This window comes from Streptomyces sp. NBC_00539 (genome assembly GCF_036346105.1).
Taxonomy (GTDB): Bacteria; Actinomycetota; Actinomycetes; order Streptomycetales; family Streptomycetaceae; genus Streptomyces.
Genome location: NZ_CP107811.1, coordinates 3,878,716 through 3,895,312, shown reverse-complemented (window position 1 = coordinate 3,895,312; position 16,597 = coordinate 3,878,716). Strand labels below are relative to the sequence as shown.

Genomic DNA, 16,597 nt, shown 5'->3' with positions numbered 1-16,597 from the left:
CCGACACCGGCCGCCGTGCGCCGCCGAACCCCGGACCGGACACCGGCCGGCGCGCACCGCCGGCGGGGCAGGCCCGGAGCCTCAGCCGGGCAGGGGGTGGCGGCGGCCCGTCATGTGGGCGCGGTCGGCGGCGGCCGTGCCGTCTTCCCAGCCCGCGTGGTCGGTGGCGCCGCGCAGGCGGGTGGTCGTGGTGCGGGGGAACATCTCCTCTGCCCGGGAGGTGACGGCGACGTCCCGGGCCACCAGCGCGGGCAGGTGCGCCGGGGTCTCGGACACCGTGTGCTCCGCCGTCTGCGCCAGGCGGTGCCCGAGCCGGCTGGCGTAGGCGAGCAGGAACGACTGCCGGAAGGTCTTCGTGCGCTTGCGGCCGCCCGAGCGCTGAGCCGCCTCCGCGCGGGTCATCGCCGCCGTGCCCTGCACGAGCAGCGAGGTGTACAGCAGCTCCACCGCCTCCAGGTCGCTCTCGAAGCCGACCACCGTCGAGAAGAAGAAGCCGCTGTTCCACACCGCCCGGCACCGGTTGGCGGTGGCCACCGCGTCGAGCAGCACCGCCTTGGCCTCCTCGTACGGCGGCTCCACGCCGATCCGGCAGGCACCGGGCGTCCGGGCCGGCCCCCCGCCCCCGGCGGCGAGCAGGGCCTCGTCGACCGTGTGCCGGGCCATCAGCTCCTGCGCCTTCGCGCTCAGCGCCTCCGCCTCCTCCGGGTAGGTGGTCGCCTCGGCCTTCGCCAGCAGGGCGCGGATCCGCCCGAGCATCCGCGGCTCGATGTGCGCGTGCTCGCCGAGGTCGGACGGGTCGCCGGGCAGCGGCCCGACCGGCTCGACCGACGGCAGCCGGATCAGCAGCCGGAACACCTCCAGCACCGCCGTCGCCAGCGTGAACCGGTCCGTCTTCTCGCGCTGCGCCAGCTGGTCGCCGTAGCGGTCGTCCTGCTGCCACCACACCTCGGCGTCGGTCCACCGCTCCGGCAGCCGTGCGTAGCGCCGCGCCTCGGCCGCGACGAGGTCGGCGGTGATCCGCGCGTGCCGCTCGTCCAGGTCCCGGCGGACCAGCCGGAGCACGTCGGCCGGTCGCCAGCCGCGCTCCCACGCCTGCCGTACGTACGTCTCCCCGCGCGCCAGCAGCTCCGCCGCGGCTCCGCTCCAGCGGGCGGGGTCGGCGGCGAGCAGCGAGGCACCGGTGTCCAGCGCGGCGTCGCCCTGGGCGTAGAGGGCTGCTTCGCAGGCGCGGTCGACGATGTCTTTCACACCCCTCAGCTTGGCATGTCCGCCCCCACCCCCGCTGATGCCGGCGGCGGGGGCGGGGGCGGGCACCCGCGGCGGGGCCGGCGAGGGCCGGTGAAGGCCCGGGGCACAGCCCGTGCCGGGGGCATGAAGCCGGGGCCGGGTTCCGGGGCGGTATCCCGCCAAGGCCCCTGACCGGGCGCCCGAGGCGGGGCCCCGGGGCGAAGGCCGAGCACGAAGGCCCGGCGAAAGCCCGGGGCCAGAGCCCGACGAAGGCGCGAGGCAAGAACCCGGCAAAGGCCCGACGAAGGCCCGGGTCTTCTACGGACTCTGACCCCGGGCTTTCGCCGGGCTTTCGCCGGGCTCTCGCCCCGGGGCCCCGGCCCGGGTCCTTGCCGGGACTCCGGCTCGGGTCCCCGCCCCGTGCCCCGGCCCGGGGTCCACCCGAGCCCCGGGAGGCCCCGGGTGAGAGGCCCGGGGTCAGGGCCGCGGGGCGCGGGCCCCCGGCCCCGGGCGGGGGCCCGGGGTCAGGGCCCCGGCCCCCCAGCGCGTCCGCCGCCCCGGGCGGCCCGGTGCGCCGGTCCGCTGTCAGCCCCCGGTGGGACACTCGCACCCATGAACGAGCACGCCGGCCGGTGGGCCCTCGCCGAGGACGGCGACGGCTGGTGGCACGCCGCACCCCTGGCCCCCGCCGGGACGGCGCCGCTGCGGGTGCGCGAGCCCGCCGAGGCGGTCCGCGCCGCGCCCGAGGGCACGCGCTGGGTGTGGCAGTCGACCGCCTCCGTCTACCCCCGCCTGCTGGCCGCCGGAGTGCGGGTCGAGCGGTGCTACGACGTCGAGGACGCCGAACTGCTGCTCTTGCGCCACGAAGGCCGGTTCGGCGAACCCCGCTCGGCCGCGGCCGCCTGGGCCCGGCTGAGCGGCCTGCCGGTCCCGCCCGACCCGCCGGCGCGCGCCGCCGAGCCCGGGACGCAGGATTCCCTCTTCGATCCGCGCCCCGCCCCGGTACCGCTGGACGCGCTCATCGCCGTCCACGCCGACCAGGCGCGACGGCACGACGCCACCGCCCACCCCGACCGCACCCGCCTGCTCACCGCCGCCGAGTCCGCCGCTTTCCTGGTCGCCGCCGAGATGCACCGGGCCGGCCTGCCCTGGCGGGCCGACGTGCACCGGGCCCTGCTCACCGAGCTGCTCGGCGAGCGGTACGCGGGCGGCGGCGCGCCCCGCCGCCTCGCGGAACTCGCCGACCGCATCTCCACCGCGTTCGGCCGGCGCGTGCACCCCGAGCTGCCCGCCGATGTCGTCAAGGCCTTCGCCGAGGCCGGGATCAAGCTCAAGTCCACCCGGCGCTGGGAGATCCAGGGCATCGACCACCCGGCCGTGGCCCCGCTCATCGAGTTCAAGAAGCTGTACCGGATCTACACCGCCCACGGCTGGTCCTGGCTCGGCGACTGGGTCCACGACGGCCGCTTCCGGCCCGAGTTCATCCCCGGCGGCACCCTGACGGGCCGCTGGGTCACCAACGGCGGAGGCGCCCTGCAGATCCCCAAGGTGATCCGCCGGGCCGTCGTCGCCGACCCTGGCTGGCGGCTCGTCGTCGCCGACGCCGACCAGATGGAACCCCGGGTGCTCGCCGCGATCTCCCGCGACCCGGCCTTCATGGAGGTGGCCGGCCGCCCGGAGGACCTCTACACCTCCATCTCCCGCCACGGCTTCTCCGGCGACCGGGACAAGGCCAAGCTGGCCGTGCTCGGCGCGGTCTACGGACAGACCTCCGGGGACGGCCTCAAGAACCTGGCCGCGCTCCGCCGCCGGTTCCCCCGGGCCGTGGCCTACGTGGACGACGCCGCCAAGGCGGGCGAAGAGGGCCGACTGGTACGCACCTGGCTCGGCCGGACCTGCCCGCCGCCCGCCGGCTCCACCGAAGAAGACGGCGGCGAGGCCGGGATCCCACAGGACCGGGAGGACGGCGGCTGGACCCCGGGCTACGCCTCGACCGACACCCGCGCCCGCGGCCGCTTCACCCGCAACTTCGTCGTGCAAGGCAGCGCCGCCGACTGGGCGCTGCTCATGCTCGCCGCCCTCCGGCAGGACATCGCCGCCGCCGGCCTCCGCGCCGAGCTGGTCTTCTTCCAGCACGACGAGGTGATCGTGCACTGCCCGGCCGAGGAGGCCGGGGCCGTCGTGGAGGCCATCCGCGCGGCCGGCGACCGGGCCGGCCGGATCACCTTCGGCGACACCCCAGTCCGGTTCCCGTTCAGCACGGCCGTCGTGGAGTGCTACGCCGACGCGAAGTGAGTCCGCCCAGCGCCCCGCCGACGCCCCCGGCTGCGCCCTACTTCGGCAACTGCGACCAGCGACCGTCCATCGCCATGGCCGTGAGCTGTTCCATCGTCAGCGCGGGCGCGGTGCGCGTCGCGGGCTCGTCCGGGCCTTCCGAGTTGTACCCCCTGACGATCAGTCGCAGCCCGTTCGGGTGCAGCACGTCCACGCTCCACTCGACCACGCCCGCCCCGCCGTCGCCGCGCGGGTGCTGTTCGGTCAGCATCGCGGCGCCGTCCGGTGTCCTGGTGAATGTCCCGCGCCCCGCGTCGCTCTCGGCCCGGTAGTGGTCGGTGAGCTGTTCACCGGCCCGGCCGCCCGGGTACTCCTCGATGACCTGGTAGGACAGCTGGATCAGCGACCGGCCCTTCCCGTCGTCGAGCACGACGTCCCCGCCGTTGCTAGGCGGCCGGATTGTCGATACGGGACACCCGGCCCCACAACACGTACATCCGGCCCAGGGTTTCCTGGACCAGGTCCTCCGCGAGGTGGGTGTCCCCACTCGCGAGCAGGCACGCCGACCGGTACAACGGTCCCGATCTGTCCGACGCGAACTCGCGGGACCCGTCTCTGCGACCTTGCCGCATGCCCTCCCCCTCGCGTCTCTCTCACCCCATTGACGCGATGACCGCGCGCGGATGTTTCACGTGAAACGTCTTTGATCGCCCGGCGGTTGGCGCAGCCCTCAGTGGCCCGTCACCGGCTGGGCGGGCAGGTCGAAGACGTGCTTCGGGGTAACCGTCTTGGTGATCGCCTGCCCGAACAGGGTGCTGGGCTCCGAGCCCTGGTACGTGATGTCCGTGTTGAGCAGCACTACCAAGGTGGCCTGCGGACCCGGCAGGTAGACGGTCAGGGACTCGTAGCCCGGCAGGGAGCCGTTGTGCCCGATCCAGCCTTCGACGTTGAAGATGCCGAGTCCGTAGCCGGAGTCCGGGATGTTGTCCGCGTTCAGGACCTTCAACCGCTGGGCCTGGGTCTGCGGCGTCAGCAGGGTTCCGGTGGCCACCACCCTGGCCCATGTCCGCAGGTCCTCACGGTCGGAGATCATCGCTCCGGCGGCCCAGCCCCAGGAGGGGTTCCAGTCCGCCGCGTCCTCCGTCTTACCGGAGGCGGTCTGGTTCGTGTAGCCCTGGGCGTGCGGCTTCGGGAACTCCGAGCCCGTCGGGAAAAGGGTGTGGTGCAGCCCGGCGGGTTCGATCACGTTGTGCTGGATGTAGTCGGCCAGCTTGTCCCCGCTCACCTTCTCCACCACCAGTCCCAGCAGGATCAGGTTGGTGTTGCAGTAGGAGAACTTCGCTCCCGGCGCGAACATCACCGGGTGTTTGAAGGCGAACGCCAGCAGTTCGCGCGGGGTGAACGGTCGTCGCGGGTTGCTGGTCAGGGCCTTGAAGAACCCCGGGTCCTCGGAGTAGTTGAACAGGCCGCTGCGCATCCCGGCGAGCTGGCGCAGAGTGATCCGGTCCCCGTTGGGAACGCCGGACACGTACGTGCCGATGGGGTCGTCGAGCCCGACCTTGCCCGCGTCGACCAGCTTGAGCAGGGCGGTGACCGTGAACGTCTTGGTCTCGCTGCCGATCCGCATGTTCAGATCCGGTGTCATCGGCGCACCGTTGGCCTTGTCGGCCACGCCGAAAGCCCGCTCGTAAGTGCCCTTGCCGGGTGCCGAGAGGGAGACGATCACCCCGGGGACCTGGGCGTCCTTCATCACCTTCTGGATGGCTGCATCCAGCTGGCGCACCACAGCGGGGGTCAGTTGCGCGAACTCGTCGGAGGCCGAAGGCGAAGGCTGGGTCACAGTGGCCGACGGCTGCACCGCGGTACGCGCCACGGACGCCGGGGTGGCGGACATGTCCCAGCCGTACCCGGCGCTCACGCCGAGCGGCACCGCCACGAGCCCCACCGCGGCTGCTCCGACCGCCGCACCGCGCCACCGTTTCGTCATGCCAGGCCTCCTACCACGAGACCCCTGAGCACCACCAACCCAACCTAGCCCGACACCCCTCGCCGCGGCACAGAACTCGTCTGAGGCCGCCCGGCGGCCCCTTGAGGTCGCCGCCCCGGTCGAGGGTGAGGTCGAGGTCACACCCGTTCCCACTCAGCACAATGGGCACGCAATGGGCACGCACGAGGGCGCGAAGGTCATCGCGTTCCGCCCCCGACTGGTCAGGGCATGAAAAAGCCCCAGGTCACGGCGAGTGAGTCCTGGGGCTAATCCGAGCCGCCTTCGGGATTCGAACCCGAGACCTACGCATTACGAGTTGTCCGATCTTGGTCCACTAGCCTCCACCGACGTTCCCCGCGGGCGTCACACCCCTGCTCGCACCTAGAGCCGGACGTCGGAGGACACCCGCGCACCTCGCCGGATCCAGCGCTGAAAGAGCCCACAACTGAGACCGGTCGCTGGCTGCTCTGCAGCATCTTGGAAGATCGCGTATACGAACCTAGCCCAATGTGGCCATTGGCCGAACGGGCAGGAACTGCCCAGGTCCTCCTCAGCTCCGTCCGTCGCCAGCCCATCCGTCATGCCCGGGGTGCTCCTTGACCGGCAGGCATCGTCACATCCCCCGGCACGAGGCGGCGTTCGTGCGCACTGGATGCTGTAGGACCGCGACGAGCGCTACGGCTTCATTCATGCATCACGCGCCTGACTGCGGGAGGGCTCAACGTGCCTGCCGGACACGCCCTTTTCCCGAAGTACATTCACCCTGAGACGATATGTCTGGCCCCGCAGACAGGCACCGCGCAAGCGGAATAGACCAGCCCGTCAGAATTTCATCCAAGATGGCTTTTCGGCAGTTGCCCCCGAAATTATTCCCACTTTCTGCAAGTCTGCACGCTTAGCCAATTCTTCCAGTTTCGATGCTGCCAGCTGCAGGGTGCTCGGATTCTTTCTGTTGACCACTTCACGGTAGCACCACGTAGCAAGCTTCATATCGCCATTACTCGCCACCTCAAGATCGCCGCGCAATATCAGAAGTATCTCCGATCCGGGGTCAGCCTCAAGGCCTCGCTTTAAAATCTCATGCGCCTTGTCAAATTTCTTTTGAGCTTTAAGGAAGTTAACGTACGCTTTGGCGGCGTTCGCTATGTCACTGGTCTCATCAAATCCTACCTTGATGAACTGGAACGCATTTTCGTAAGCATTCTCCACTGCTTCGGTCGAAGAGTCCAGATTTTCTAGCGCAATCGCAAGATTCCTCCAAGCCACCGAATTTTTTGGGGCTACCTTCAGCATCTTTTCGCAAAGGATTCTGAGTGACTCATAGTCATCAAAATCCTTGCAGGTATTACACGCTTCCATGAGGACGAGGCGATTGTTTGGGTTCGCCAGTGTCAGCTCTGCTAGTTCTACAACCGCGTCCGCTACAGCAACCTTCCCGAGGCGCACGCGCATGCGGATCAGGGACGCTCTGGCTGTAGCATTTTGAGGGGTTACCTCGACTGCCCTCTCATACAGCCTTAGGGCAAGTTCATAGCTCTGGAGTCTGCCGGCCATATCACCTCCTCGTTCAAATTCATCCGATGCAGCAATCGGAGAGTTTGCGAGGGATGAAAGGTGGCCAAGCGCCACCGGAATCTCGGCACTTCTCGCGTTCTCCAACAATAGCGCCGGAATCATCGCCTTGGAACTCTCTAGGGTCGAGACAGCCTCATCGCCGGACCCAAGGAGATCTCCCAACCTGTTTGCAAGCGACTCCGACGCCTCAAGCTGTTGCTGCAGCTGTCGCTCCATTCCCTGGGCGCCTTCCAAGGCAGCTCTGGCAGAAGACTCATACTCGTTGAATTCGCGAAATACTTGCCCGATTCTCGCATCAACTGCCCGATCAACCACGGTTTGCACCGTCTCTGTTTTTCGGTGCCGTTCCGCAAAAAAGAGGCCTATCGCTGCCACTGCGGCGCCAATGAGAGGACCGACAAGCGCCCAGTTCGTCGAACTTCCTTGCGCAGCTATGAAATCGGCGGCCATGTGGCTACCTCCACCGCGGCGAGGTGTGTCCTGGGTAAGGATCGAGGGAAAGAGGCTTGCTGCCCCCGCCTTCATCTCTCAGCTTGGCACTGAGTGGCACACTTTGCACCTCTAGTCGGACTTCCTATGCACATCCGCCGAGTTGGCTGGTGCAGTGGAGGCGTATCCACTCCGACTCGTCAGGAAGTGGGTGACAGCAGACCGGTGCGTGGGAGCTGGTGGTGTGCAACACCGCCGGTGCCAGGCGTCAACCACACGAGCTGGCGATCACACGGCTACTCAGGACCGCCTCCCATCTATAACCACGTTGACCCTGGCTTCCAGGCCTGCTCGGCTTGCCCGGGGTCGAAGCGGGCGGGATGGGAGCCTCGCCACGGTCGCCAGCACCGTCATACGGCGCTACGTCATTCCGGTGTTGGTTGGGCCCCTGCCGAAAGTCGGCCTCTGGCGCCGCCTGTCACCCCATCACACCTCATTCGAGACGTGAGACCAACCGACATCAAATGTCGTCGGTTGCATCACCGCTCGGGACTTCATTCATTGACCGGCTAGGAGGCGGCTGGTGAAACCCTCAGAACAGAGGCGCTCGTAGGCCGTAGAAACAGCCGGGGGAATGTCCTGATGAATCAGGAACCCCAGCTGCGGGTAGAGGAGAAGCCGCTGTTGGGCACCGACGAGCATGTCGAAGACCAGCCGGGAGTCCTGGATCGAGTCCACATACTCCGCAAGCGTCATCGGCGCGGACGCACTGATGATCTCCACCTCTGGCCAGAGCTTGCGGGCTGTCGCATAGGCGCGCCGCTCCTCGTACGGCTTGCTGACCAGTAGGGCCGAATCGACGCGCACACCCTCGTCTGCAAGCAGCGATCGGGAGAGGCGGATGTTCTCGCCCGTGTTCCGCGCTGCTGGCTCCACGAGGATGGCGGAGGCGGGGACACCTAGTTCCAGCGCCCGATCACGGTAGTGCTCCGCCTCCCCGCGGGGCATCCGCTCGCGGGTCGTCCGGCTCGTGGCACCGGTGAAGACGATCAGCGGCATCATGCCGCGCCTGTAGAGGTCAACTGTGAAGTCAGCGACGCCCAGGTCGTGGCTCCCGAGCCCGATGGCTACTGAGCAAGGTCGCGGCTCGTGGTGCATCTGCTGGAAGTCCCAGAGCCGTTCAGCATCGGCCCAATTCTGCGCAGAGATCATGGTCTTGCCTTCCGTGCCGAATCGGGGACCTGGAAGTCGTACGCCCAGGCGAACCGAGTAGCCGCGTGCAGGCCGACGGCGAACTCGACGACGGTGCCGTCCACCGTGTACGTCGTCCGATGCAGTTCAACGACCCATTCAGTAGGCGCCAACTGCAGGAGGGCCGCCTCCTCAGACGTTGCGGCCCTGGCAAACAGCTCCTCACGCATGTGGTCAATCTCGTAGCCCGCGTCGTAGAGCACGCGGAATCCGCCGCCACGGCCGGCGGGGCCCGGCGTCGGGTCGACGATGCGCGTTCCCTCTACGTGCTCAGGCCGGTAGTAGCTGGTCAGCGTGTGGGTCGGCTGGTCGCCTTCCTTCACGAGCCTCGCTCGCGCGTACACCTCGGCACCCTCAGGAAGTCCGTGCGCCGCGGCCACCAGCGGAGGCGCCGGCACCCGGCTGACGCTCTGCGTCTGTTCACCTCGCTTGTACGCACGGCCGGACGCGACGCGGTCGGCAATGAACGCGACCTCGTCCCCGTCACGCCACTTCGCCTTGTCATACCGAGCGATGCCGAGCCGTTTCAGCGGCGCTCGCTCGCGCACGACCGTGCCATGCCCGCGCGAGGACGTCACCAGGCCCTCAGCTTCCAGCGCCTTGTACGCCGCGTGAACCGTGGACTTGGAGCCCTCGCCCGCGTCCACCAGGTCCCGGATGTGCGGAAGCTGCTGGCCAGGGGCGTATTCGCCACTTCGGATGCGCTCGGCCAGCTTGTCCGCCAGCTCTCGCCACTTCGGCGCCACGGGAACTCCTTTCGACGCAGCCAGTGAAACACAGTCCCAGGACTGTTGACAGTCCTGGGACTGCGAGTCCATAGTCATCCACAGAAGTCCGCAGTCCTAGGACAGCGGACCGGAGAGGGGCCCTCTTTGGGCTGTTCTCGGCGCCCGGAGAGCCGGTGACGGCTCAAAGGAAGCGGTTGGGATTTGAGAACTCAACAGTGGATCGAGGCATCCGCCCCCCTCTAAGAGGGCGGCGTACACGGGTCCTGTCCCCGCGTACGGATCAGCGCCACCCAACCTCTCCGCCGCTCGATCGGTTGGCGGCCGGTTGCCTCCTCCGCCCGTCCAGCGCTTCCGCGCTGTACGGGCGGGGTCGAGGGGAGCCGGAGTAGTTCTTCCTGCTTCACCCCCATCGCAGTGCAGCCCCCGGCGTTCCCGCGCCGGGGGCTGCTGAGTCCCGTTCCTCTGTAGAAGGAGCAAGACCCATGAAGCCCATCGCTGCACTTCACGACGTTGTTACCCCGTGGTCCGACGGTCTGGAGCCGTCGGACGCGGAGCTGGACGCGATCGAGACCGAGATGCCCGTGGTCCTGGCCGAGGTCGAGTTGCTGGACGCTCTGATCGCGCTGCTGGACCGCCCCGCGTCCGAGCTCGACGCCCGCCGCATCCGGCGGACCCGGAACCGGGTCCTGGCGGCCCGGCGGGACATGGCCAACCGCACCGCCGGCGCGACGGTGTCGGGGGACGCGGCATGAGCAAGCAGATCTTCGGAGCGCAGTTGTCGCTGCGCTGCTGCGGCACCACCACACCGGAGCGGACGCCCGGCCCGTGCTGGCAGGTGTTCGTGGCCATGACCGGTCTGGTCAGCGAGTGGCCCACCTTCACGTGGCCGACGTCCACCGAGATCCCGAGCGTTCACCAGCGCCTTGCGGCCCTGATGGAACTGGGGTTCACGCTCGCTGAGGACGCCGAGTGGGAGTGGATGGAGGGCACCGGTCCGGACTACCACCCCCACCCTGTACGGGTCCTCCTCCTGGGCACGGTCAAGGTCCAGCCTCTGACGCAGGGGGCGCCATGAACAGCGTTCACCTGCGTTCAGCGGAACGCGCGCTGGCCGTGGGCACGTGGCTGATCGTGGGCGGGGCCATGCTCTACTCCGTCCTCACCGTCACCCCGCTGATGGCCGCACACACCCCCGGCGCATGGCGGTGGACGGCACCGATCCTGCCGCTCGTGGTGGATGCGGCCGTGGTCATCGTGGTCCGCCTCGACTCCGTCCTGGCCCGTCTCGGCGGGCACGGCGGTACGTGGCCGGTGGCCCTGCGTTGGATGACCGGTGCCATGACCCTCGCCCTCAACATCGGGGCGTCCGCCCTGGTCGGGGACCTGGTCGGGGTCGCTATCCATTCCGTCGCGCCGCTCCTGCTGATCGTCACGGCGGAGGCTGGCCTCGCCTACCGGCGGGCCCTGACCGCCGCCGTCCGGTCTCTGGAAGCCGAGCAGCACGCCAAGGCGGAAGCCCGGGCGAAGGCGGTCCAGGACCGGGAGGACGCCCGCGAAATGCGGGCCCGTGAACGCCGCGAGCACGAGGCGGCCATCGCCCGTGAACAGCGTGAACACGAGGCCCGCCTGATCCGTGAGGAAGCCGAACGACAGGACCGCATCCGCCGCGAAGCACAGGAGCGAGCGGAGGCGGCCGAGCGTGCGGAGCGCGAGGCCCGTGAACGCCGTGAACACGAGCGTGAACAGGCCCGGGCCGAGCGTGAACGCCTTGAATGCCAGGCCGCGCAGCAGCGCGAACTGGAGGCCCAGCAGCGGGCCGAGCGTGAACGCCGTGAACGGCTCCGTGAACAGGAACGCATCGAGCGTGAACGCGCCGCACTGCTGTCCGCCGGACCGCCGGAAAAGAAGCTCGACGAGGAACCGGCCCTCGCCACCGTCGGCGCCGCGTTCCACGCCGGACTCCCCGTTCGGGTCGCCGCGGAACTGACCGGCTGGTCCGTGGGCTGGGTCTCCGCCCGCTACCAGGAACTGCGCGACGCGAAGACCGCCCCCGCCCTGGAAGGAGCCACCTCGTGAAGCTCTCCCCCCAGACCACGCCCGCCGAGCCGGACAACCTGCTGATCCAGATGCACAACCAGGTCGGCGCGGCCGTCGACGTGATCGGCACCCTGGCTTACCACGGCTCGGGCTGGCGTTGCCACGGCTGCGGCGACCGCTCCGAGATGCTCGACAACCTGCTCTTCACCCGCCGCACGGCGAACGAGCACGCCGCCGCCTGCCGGGCCGCCTACCACCGCCTCGGCTGATGAGCACGCTGCCCGTCTACTCCTGGCGCCTCGCCCCGGTCGGCTTGGCCACCCGCCGACAACTCCGCGCCCAAGGGCTCCGGCCCGGCGGACAGGACGTCGCCGCGCAGGTGGAACGGCCCCGCTACCGGCGGGGCCCGCTGGTCGCCTACCTCTACCTCGTGGAGCGCGCCAAGCCGGTCCGGCCGATGACCGCGCGGAAAGCCGCGGCCCTCGCCAAGGCGAACGCGGCACGCCGCACCTGCCCCCAGTGCCGCACCGATGCCGGATACGTCATCCCGGCCTCGCTCGGCATGTGCGTCCCCTGCGCCTACCCCGATGAACAGCGCGTCGCCTGAACCACTCAGCAAGGGCCCGACCGCAAGCCTCCTACAGCGACGGCCGGGCCCTCTTCTCCCGTGAAGGAGCACGTTCAGCATGACCGAGACAGTCACCGAACCGCAGGCTCCCCCCGAAGAATCCACCCCCACCCCGACCCCGCCGGAGGCCGACAAGCCCGCGCCGGCCAAGGACGTCGAGCACACCCCGGGCGGCTTCCCCGTGGTGCCGTTGTCCCTGTCCGGGGCGAACACCACGGCGGGCCTGCTCGCCGCCTCTGCCCTGGTCGGTGGGCCGATCGCGGCGGCGGTCGCGATGACCGGCGCCGCAGTCCTGGGCACCGCCGCCATGCGGCGCCGCTCCAAGACCGTCGCGAAGAAGACCGCTGCGAAGCCGTCCCAGGTCGCCGGCCGGACGCCGGGCGGAAAGGGTGGCCGTGACCTCTTGGGCCGTGTGCCGTCCCAGCCCCGCACCGCACCACGTGCCGGTGGTGGGGGCGCCGGCACCCGAAAGGCCGCTGCCGGGCGGCAGGTCGGGCATCGTGCGGGCGCCCCCTCTGGCCGGTCCGCTTCATCTGCGGGCAAGTCCGGGGCGTCCTCGGCTCGTCAGCGGGCCGCCCGTTCGGCAGCGGGTCTGGCTGGTGGGCGGGCCGGTCAGGTGCAGGCACTGCGGTCCCAGGCCCGTACGCAGTCTCCGACTCGGGCGGCTTCCCGCGCGGCGACGGTGCAGGCCCGTCGGCAGGTCGCCGACTCGCGGCGGGCCGCCAAGGCCGCCGAGCGCGCCAACACCACCGGCGGCAAGCCGCGGGGGGTGGCGGCGCGGACCCTGGCGAAGGGCATGGGAAAAGCCGGCGCCGTTCGGGACAGGGCCGTCGGCGCCGTCCGGGCAGCGCGGGATCGTAGCTCCGGCCGGGCCGTGGCCTCGGGCCGTGAGGGTGTCCGGTCGGCAGCACTCCGGGCGAGGGTCGCCCAGCTCAAGGCCCCCGCCCAGAAGGCGGCCCGCAAAGCCCTGCTCCGTTCCGCCGCCCGCTTCCACGGGCGTCGGGCCATGGCCGCGCTGTGCGGGCTGCTGGCCGGTGTGGTCGGCATGGTCACCACGCCACTGGGGCGAAAGCTCGGCTGGGCATGGCTGATGCACCCCGGCCGCCGCCTCTACCGCCTTCTCGCCGGCCGCGCCGAAGCCGAGCGCGAGACCCGGGACGGGGAGATCCGCGCCCGGCTCGACCAGGACGAGAAGGCCGCCGAACAGGAAGCGGCGGCCGAGCTGGAGCAGGACGACGAGCAGCAGATCACCGACCGGGTCGAGCGGCCCGAAGGACAGGTACCCGCACCTCCCGTCAGCGAAGGAGCACACGAGATGGACAGCACCACGTCCGGGTTCAGGTTCGAGGAACTGGCCGCCGAGATGGAACAGGCCGCCCAGTCCTACGAGCCGGAAAGCGCCATGGAGATCCTCGCGATGATCGAGGGCCTGCCCCAGGCTCTCGGCTCGATCGCGAACATCATGCAGATCCTCGCGGAGCGCTCCGACTCGGAGTTCCCGCTGGAGAAGGAAGTCGCGGGCGGCTTCAACGACATCTACGGCGCCCTGAACTCTGCCACTGCCGTCGCCGAAGACCTGGGCGCGGTGTTCCGGCAGGCCCACGAGGCCGACATCGCCCGCCACGAGGATCCCCGCAACGGGCCCGACGCCGAGAAGGGCTGGAACGTCTGATGACCACCACTTCCGCCATCAAGCACGAGGGTTTGGCCTTGGACTGGGCCGCGGGACACGGACCGGTGACCGGGGCCCTGTCCGCGACGACCGGCGCGTTCGCCGTCGCCACCGTCGGCACCCTCGCCCACATGCCGCCCACCTGGGCGCTCGCGGTCGGTACGGTCGGCACGATCGGCCACACCGCCACCGGTCTCCGCCAGAAGCTGGCCGGCCGCACCATCGGCGCCCGGGCCGCTTCCTGGCTCCTCGGGTCCGGCTGGACCACCTGGGCGCTCGCCACCAACCCGCTGACCTGGACCGCCCTAGGTTCTCTCGCGGTGATCGGGGTCGGCATGGGCGCCGCCGCCCGCTCCGTCGGCTTCTACGAGGAGGCCCGCGAGCTGGAAGCGCTCGCGGCGGCCGAACGGCAGGTGGCCCGGGAACTCTCGGCGGAGCGGCGGGAGATCGCCGCCGAATGGGTCGACCGCATCGAGCGGGTCTGCCACATCACCGTTCGCGTTCTGGCGGTCGAGATGTGGCCGACCGGCGCCGGGTTCACCATCGACGCCGAACTCCCGCCCGGCGGCATCACCTACGCCAAGATCGCCACCGAGTCCGCGCGTCTGTCCGCCGACGCCCGGCTGCCGCACGGCTGCACCGCCACCGCCTCCCGCGGCATCCACCAAGGCCGCGTCCTCATCGACGTGACCACCGTCAACGTCCTGGAACAGGAGATGCCCTACCCGTCGAATTACGGGCCGCTGTCGGTCCTGACCGGCATCCCCTGGGGCGTGCGCACGAACGCCGACGAGGTTCCGGTGTTCCTGCGCGAGCAGTGCGCCCTCGTCGTCGGCCCCACCGGATCGGGCAAGACCAACATGGTCCACACGATCCTTGCCGGGTTCGCCCGCTGCACCGATGTCGTCACCTGGGTCATCGACCTCAACGCCGGATCGGCCGGCCTGCCCTGGGTCCGCACCGAGAACACTGGCGGACAAGCGGTACGGCCGGGCATCGACTGGCTCGCCTCCACCCACGAGGAAGCCCTCCTCATGCTGGACACCGCGATCCGGGTGGCCAAGCACCGCAAGATGGCCTACCAGGACCTCATGTCCAAGGCGAACACCGACCTCCTTCCAGTCAGTCACGAGATTCCGCAGATCGAAATCGTCATCGATGAAGGCGCCGAAATCCTCGCCTCCACTGACAAGCAGCACCGGGTCCTCGCCCGGAAGATCCTGGAAGTCATCCGCATCGCCCGCGCCATGGCCCTGCGCACCGTCCTGACCGCCCTCGGCGCGACTGGCGCCGTCCTCGGCGACCTGATGATCCGCCGTGAAGCCAAGGTCCGCGCCGCCCTGACCGGCGGAGAGACCGAGGGCATGGACCTGTCCAAGCTGTTCCCCGGCTCCCGGGGACTCAAGGTCGACCAAGCCCCCTACAAGGGCGCCGGTTTCCTCGGCACCCCCGAATCCGGGATCGGGTTGTTCAAGTCCTGGCGGATCAAGCCCGCCCAGATCCGCGACATTGTCATCGCCACCTCCGACCGACACCCCCGCCTCGACCCAGTCTCCGCGAAAGCCGCAGGCCCCGACTACGCCCGCCGCTGGGACCAGAATCGCACCGCCTGGATCACCGAGCACCACACCACCCCGCCCGTCGAGTCCCAGACGTCGGCGGGCGGGTCGGGCCTGAACCTCTCCGCGCTCCGCAGCGACCCCACCCCGGCCGCCCCGGCACCGGATGCGGTCGACGCCGAGTTCGAGCGGCTCATCGGCATCGAATTCACCACCAGCCCCCAGCCCCAGACCCCCGACACTCCGGAGGAGCCGAAGGCCGAGCCGTCGGGGCTGAACCTGTCCGCGCTCCGCGACGACAAGGAAGCCGGGCCCTCCTGGCTCCCGGACGCGATCACCGCGATCCGCGCGGCCGGCGCCGAGGGCATGAAGCCCGCCGCCGTCGCCGACCTCGTCGGCCGCAGCCGCGAAGCCGTCCGCAAGACCCTCAAGGCCGCCGCCGAACGCGGCGAACTCCACTACCGCGACCGGGGCCCGCACTCCGTCTACGTCCACCCCGATCACGCCTGAACGGCCACACACCGCTACCGCCTACTGCCTACCGCCAAATTGGCAGTAACCCCCGATACGGGCCTCCTACTGCCCACCAGGCACCTTCACCAGCCGTTTTGGCAGTAGGCAGTACCGGGTTGGCAGTAGGCAGTAGGCAGTAGCCGCACACACGCAGAGCGACCACCCACGCGGGCGGCCCCACCACCAACGGGGCCGCCCGCACCGCGTCCAGGAGCCTGCAATGCCCTATGAGCCCACGACCGCGAGCACCACCCCGCCCGCCCGCTACGGCGACCCCATCTACCACCCCACCACGATCCAGCAGCCCGCGATGCCGCTTGCGGAACTCCCGCCGGGGGTCGAGATGGTCACCCTCCCCAACGGCTACCGCACCCTCGCCTACAACCACCCCACCCCGCCCCCGGCCGCGCCGGCCGCCCAGCCAATCCCCGCGTGGGCCAAGACGACCGCGCTCCTCGCCCCGACCGTCGGCGGCGGCATCGCCGCCGCCGGGTTCGGGATCTCCTACGCCGCCCCGGGACTGACCGCCATCACCGACGCCCTCTGGGCCGCCATCGCCCTCATCGCCGCCGGCACCCTCGCCCCGCTCCTCCTCCGCACCACCCGCGGAGCCGGACGGGGAACCGCGCCGGTCCAGCACGTCACCCAGAACATCACCGCCTCCGGACTGTTCGGCCGCGCCACCGGCACCCTCAACCAGCGCTGAAAGGCCACCCC

Annotated in this window: 15 protein-coding genes and 1 pseudogene; 9 read left to right on the top strand and 7 right to left on the bottom strand. The window is 70.1% G+C overall.

Translation table 11 applies throughout. The annotated features are described in order from the left end of the window. Window positions 1-81 precede the first annotated feature (81 nt). The gene (locus OG861_RS17520; protein ID WP_329196231.1) at window positions 82-1,248 is read right to left on the bottom strand and encodes a DUF2786 domain-containing protein; all 1,167 of its coding nucleotides are present in this window, start codon (window positions 1,246-1,248) and stop codon (window positions 82-84) included. Window positions 1,249-1,839: 591 nt separating this feature from the next. Here OG861_RS17520 and OG861_RS17515 point away from each other — a divergent pair. Next, entirely contained in the window at window positions 1,840-3,522 is a 1,683-nt protein-coding gene (locus OG861_RS17515; protein WP_329196233.1) for a bifunctional 3'-5' exonuclease/DNA polymerase, read from the top strand. Between the two features lie 37 nt (window positions 3,523-3,559). Here OG861_RS17515 and OG861_RS17510 read toward each other — a convergent pair whose 3' ends face one another. The 6 genes and pseudogenes from OG861_RS17510 to OG861_RS17485 form a co-directional block, all read right to left on the bottom strand. Continuing rightward, complete coding sequence (locus OG861_RS17510; protein WP_329196235.1) at window positions 3,560-3,931, bottom strand: hypothetical protein; 372 nt, start codon at window positions 3,929-3,931, stop codon at window positions 3,560-3,562. A 19-nt stretch (window positions 3,932-3,950) separates the two neighbouring features. Next, window positions 3,951-4,133: pseudogene (locus OG861_RS17505) on the bottom strand (SigE family RNA polymerase sigma factor); the annotation flags it as partial. 98 nt (window positions 4,134-4,231) lie between these two features. Continuing rightward, on the bottom strand, window positions 4,232-5,488 hold the full coding sequence (locus tag OG861_RS17500) for a serine hydrolase domain-containing protein (RefSeq protein ID WP_329196237.1): 1,257 nt from the start codon (window positions 5,486-5,488) through the stop codon (window positions 4,232-4,234). A gap of 822 nt (window positions 5,489-6,310) precedes the next feature. Then, window positions 6,311-7,513, bottom strand: coding sequence for a tetratricopeptide repeat protein (locus tag OG861_RS17495; RefSeq protein WP_329196239.1), 1,203 nt, complete (start codon window positions 7,511-7,513; stop codon window positions 6,311-6,313). Between the two features lie 537 nt (window positions 7,514-8,050). Continuing rightward, entirely contained in the window at window positions 8,051-8,704 is a 654-nt protein-coding gene (locus OG861_RS17490; RefSeq protein ID WP_329196241.1) for a YdcF family protein, read from the bottom strand. Further along, entirely contained in the window at window positions 8,701-9,489 is a 789-nt protein-coding gene (locus tag OG861_RS17485) for a GntR family transcriptional regulator (protein ID WP_329196243.1), read from the bottom strand. Before OG861_RS17485 ends, OG861_RS17490 begins: the two co-directional genes overlap by 4 nt. 464 nt (window positions 9,490-9,953) lie before the next feature. Between OG861_RS17485 and OG861_RS17480 the strand changes: the two genes are divergently transcribed. The 8 genes from OG861_RS17480 to OG861_RS17445 all read left to right on the top strand — a co-directional run bounded on the left by OG861_RS17480 (window position 9,954) and on the right by OG861_RS17445 (window position 16,586). Beyond that, window positions 9,954-10,223, top strand: a complete 270-nt coding sequence (locus OG861_RS17480) for a DUF6284 family protein (RefSeq protein ID WP_329196244.1) — start codon at window positions 9,954-9,956, stop codon at window positions 10,221-10,223. Continuing rightward, a complete protein-coding gene (locus tag OG861_RS17475) occupies window positions 10,220-10,546 on the top strand; it encodes a DUF6303 family protein (protein ID WP_329196245.1) in 327 nt (108 codons plus the stop codon). Before OG861_RS17480 ends, OG861_RS17475 begins: the two co-directional genes overlap by 4 nt. Continuing rightward, window positions 10,543-11,547, top strand: a complete 1,005-nt coding sequence (locus OG861_RS17470) for a DUF2637 domain-containing protein (RefSeq protein WP_329196247.1) — start codon at window positions 10,543-10,545, stop codon at window positions 11,545-11,547. Before OG861_RS17475 ends, OG861_RS17470 begins: the two co-directional genes overlap by 4 nt. Continuing rightward, window positions 11,544-11,777 (top strand): hypothetical protein, encoded by a 234-nt coding sequence (locus OG861_RS17465; protein WP_329196249.1) that lies wholly within the window; start codon window positions 11,544-11,546, stop codon window positions 11,775-11,777. The genes OG861_RS17470 and OG861_RS17465 overlap by 4 nt, the downstream gene beginning before the upstream one ends. Continuing rightward, window positions 11,777-12,115, top strand: a complete 339-nt coding sequence (locus tag OG861_RS17460; protein ID WP_329196251.1) for an RRQRL motif-containing zinc-binding protein — start codon at window positions 11,777-11,779, stop codon at window positions 12,113-12,115. The genes OG861_RS17465 and OG861_RS17460 overlap by 1 nt, the downstream gene beginning before the upstream one ends. Window positions 12,116-12,194: 79 nt before the next feature. Next, on the top strand, window positions 12,195-13,808 hold the full coding sequence (locus OG861_RS17455) for a hypothetical protein (protein WP_329196253.1): 1,614 nt from the start codon (window positions 12,195-12,197) through the stop codon (window positions 13,806-13,808). Further along, window positions 13,808-15,877, top strand: a complete 2,070-nt coding sequence (locus OG861_RS17450; protein WP_329196255.1) for a hypothetical protein — start codon at window positions 13,808-13,810, stop codon at window positions 15,875-15,877. The genes OG861_RS17455 and OG861_RS17450 overlap by 1 nt, the downstream gene beginning before the upstream one ends. 223 nt (window positions 15,878-16,100) lie before the next feature. Next, the gene (locus OG861_RS17445; RefSeq protein ID WP_329196256.1) at window positions 16,101-16,586 is read left to right on the top strand and encodes a hypothetical protein; all 486 of its coding nucleotides are present in this window, start codon (window positions 16,101-16,103) and stop codon (window positions 16,584-16,586) included. Window positions 16,587-16,597: the final 11 nt, after the last annotated feature.

Excerpts from the sequence above, each read along its gene's own strand:
- OG861_RS17445 (WP_329196256.1), top strand. The coding sequence starts at position 16,101 with ATGCCCTATGAGCCCACGACCGCGAGCACCACCCCGCCCGCCCGCTAC.
- OG861_RS17490 (WP_329196241.1), bottom strand. The coding sequence starts at position 8,704 with ATGATCTCTGCGCAGAATTGGGCCGATGCTGAACGGCTCTGGGACTTC.
- OG861_RS17460 (WP_329196251.1), top strand. The coding sequence starts at position 11,777 with ATGAGCACGCTGCCCGTCTACTCCTGGCGCCTCGCCCCGGTCGGCTTG.
- OG861_RS17450 (WP_329196255.1), top strand. The coding sequence starts at position 13,808 with ATGACCACCACTTCCGCCATCAAGCACGAGGGTTTGGCCTTGGACTGG.
- OG861_RS17495 (WP_329196239.1), bottom strand. The coding sequence starts at position 7,513 with ATGGCCGCCGATTTCATAGCTGCGCAAGGAAGTTCGACGAACTGGGCG.
- OG861_RS17455 (WP_329196253.1), top strand. The coding sequence starts at position 12,195 with ATGACCGAGACAGTCACCGAACCGCAGGCTCCCCCCGAAGAATCCACC.
- OG861_RS17480 (WP_329196244.1), top strand. The coding sequence starts at position 9,954 with ATGAAGCCCATCGCTGCACTTCACGACGTTGTTACCCCGTGGTCCGAC.
- OG861_RS17475 (WP_329196245.1), top strand. The coding sequence starts at position 10,220 with ATGAGCAAGCAGATCTTCGGAGCGCAGTTGTCGCTGCGCTGCTGCGGC.
- OG861_RS17470 (WP_329196247.1), top strand. The coding sequence starts at position 10,543 with ATGAACAGCGTTCACCTGCGTTCAGCGGAACGCGCGCTGGCCGTGGGC.
- OG861_RS17500 (WP_329196237.1), bottom strand. The coding sequence starts at position 5,488 with ATGACGAAACGGTGGCGCGGTGCGGCGGTCGGAGCAGCCGCGGTGGGG.
- OG861_RS17515 (WP_329196233.1), top strand. The coding sequence starts at position 1,840 with ATGAACGAGCACGCCGGCCGGTGGGCCCTCGCCGAGGACGGCGACGGC.